2 protein-coding genes and 1 pseudogene are annotated in these 2,188 nt (G+C 61.3%); 1 reads left to right on the forward strand and 2 read right to left on the reverse strand.

The annotated features are described in order from the left end of the window. Positions 1-183, reverse strand: a 183-nt coding sequence (locus tag EC86_RS29750; protein WP_232229740.1) for a recombinase family protein, incomplete at its 3' end; no start/stop codon positions are given. Positions 184-520: 337 nt separating this feature from the next. Between EC86_RS29750 and EC86_RS0100190 the strand changes: the two genes are divergently transcribed. Next, the gene (locus EC86_RS0100190; RefSeq protein ID WP_156955133.1) at positions 521-1,174 is read left to right on the forward strand and encodes a hypothetical protein; all 654 of its coding nucleotides are present in this window, start codon (positions 521-523) and stop codon (positions 1,172-1,174) included. 340 nt (positions 1,175-1,514) lie between these two features. On the opposite strand, the pseudogene EC86_RS25745 reads toward EC86_RS0100190, so the two are convergent. After that, positions 1,515-2,188, reverse strand: a pseudogene (locus EC86_RS25745) (transcriptional repressor KorB C-terminal beta-barrel domain-containing protein); the annotation flags it as partial.

Consider the following 2,188-nt stretch of genomic DNA (forward strand, 5'->3'; position numbering starts at 1 on the left):
CCCTGACTCCGACCTTCCTGAGCATTCGGGCTTACGCGTCAACAACGCCGCAGGGTTACCGGTTACCTCTACCGTGAGTTTTTCCTTGCCGGCCGTGTCACGGCAACGCCGCACCTGGTCTTCAATGCTGGTGGGGCGCTGCTCGTCGGTCGAGTAGCGGGCGTAAATGGCTGCGACTGGCATGTTTTTTCCGTTTCCGTGCTGTTGATGGTTTTCTTCGGCGTCATGGCGATGTCTATCAAGAGCTCGATGAGCTCACTCAATTCGTCTTTCATGAAATTTCCTTTGTGTAATCAATTGCCTTGGCACTACGTGTAGTCACCGGGAAAAAACAGGGCGCGGCAATTGGGTGAACACAGGGTTGGCGTTGGTCCACTAATCGAGCCAGTCGTGCCCGCTTGATGGAGCTGTGGGTTTGCAACGACCGCTTATTAAGGTGGGTGCTTAGGCGGATCAACGGCAGTTTTCTAGACGTGCCTATACGCTGCGTGCCAATTCGGCACAAACCCATGAGGACACCATGACAATCAACACTCCACTACAAAAACCGGCCGATTCGGCCGGTAGCCAAAGGCCACAGCCCGCGCTGTATTTCGGACGGCTCATGACACCGGCGCAAGTCAATGCCGCCACGGCCTGCTACCCTGAGGCGGTCCGAAACGAACTTGCCGGACACTGGACGCTGTGCGGGGACGTCTGCACCAAGATGTTTGCAGGGCTGCAAGCCGCGCATGGCGAGCACGGCTTGCACGAACGCATTACGGCATTCTCAACGCCGGCCGGTGGCAGCTACGCAGTCCTGATGCAGCAGCGTCAGGGATTCCAGCACCGTTTCCTGTTGCCGTTGTTTGAACCGAAGGTTGCAGCGTTTTTGGCCGCCATGGCCCGGGGAACGTTGGCTATTTCGCTGGCAAACAACGATGGGGCCGATGCGCTCGTGTGGCGCAGCCGCATCGGGGCGCATGAACTGCTGGCGCTGCAGGTGTTTGCGATGCCGTTAGCGAAAACCGTCCGTGAGCAAGTGATGATGGAGTATTTCCGGGTAGTCAAGGATATGACCGAGCCGGCGCGGATACCGCCGGCCCCGCAGAGCAAGGCGGTGCATCACGTCAGCCTGACCATCCTGATGCCCGAGGAAACGCTCAGGCAATGCGACAAACGCCTGATGTCGTGATCGGCTGACGCCAAGGCCACGCGAATCGGACAAAGAACACGCACGCAAGGCGAGCGCCGGCGCACAGCGTGGCGGAATTGAGCTTTTGCTCGAAACAGTTTTCAGCGTTTTGAAAAAACATTGGCAAAGGCTGGGGCTGCAAGCTTCGGCCCGGCATGACAAAGAAACTGTGCATTGATTTGAGGGGCCCGCTTTGCGGGTCCTTTTTTCCGGCTTATGGACGACAAGGGCGTTTGAGCCTTTGCTGCAACACTGGAGAAGGCGCAGTAGGCCGGCCGCCAACCTTGACAGGTTCATCGACAGCGCCCGCCGGCAAGCGGGCAAGGCGCACTGCCCTTACCTACTCGATGCGAACGATCCGCAGTTGCGTGACGTCCACCTCCTCCTCGCCGGTGGCATAAAAAACCCGTGCCCACCCTGCCCGGCTGGCCCGCCGGTCCACCACCAGCCGGCCACTGCGCCCGTCGCCCGCAGCGACGAGGAACACGGGTGCGCCGGTCCCAAACGCCTGGACAGTACCCGGGGCAGCTTTAGACCTGGCCTGCACCGGCAAGTCTCTTGAGGCAGCAGGCTCCTCGATCGGTGGGATTGGTTTTTCCGGGGAAGGCTCGCGCACCGGGGGCGCTGTCTCGGGCTCACCGCCTGGCAGCGTCTGGCCGCGCTCCTGAAAAACCTCCACCCGGGCGCGCTCGAGCACGATGGAGCCGGTCGGCTTGCCGGTGATCGCGCCAATGATGCGCCTGGCCTCGGTCACGCTGATGAACACGCTAGGTTCGGGCAAGGCAGCAATGACCTCTCTTGGCGTCTTGCCCCACTGGCGGTACAGGTCGTAGAGCGCGCGCATGTCAGACGTGTCCAGGCGCGCACTAAGGGCGGGCGGGAAGTTGCCCGCCTGCCGGAATGCGGCGACCTGATAGTCCTTGAGCGCGCACAGCGCGGCAATCTCCTTGGTGCTCGCGCCTTCGCCCACCAGCCGCGCGATGGCCGCAGCCAGGTCAGAGTTGGAGAGGTCGG

It is taken from the genome of Polaromonas glacialis, assembly GCF_000709345.1.
Taxonomy (GTDB): Bacteria; Pseudomonadota; Gammaproteobacteria; order Burkholderiales; family Burkholderiaceae_C; genus Polaromonas; species Polaromonas glacialis.

What these genes read in the sequence shown, in the direction of transcription:
- EC86_RS0100190 (WP_156955133.1), top strand. Translation starts at nt 521, where the DNA reads ATGACAATCAACACTCCACTACAAAAACCGGCCGATTCGGCCGGTAGC.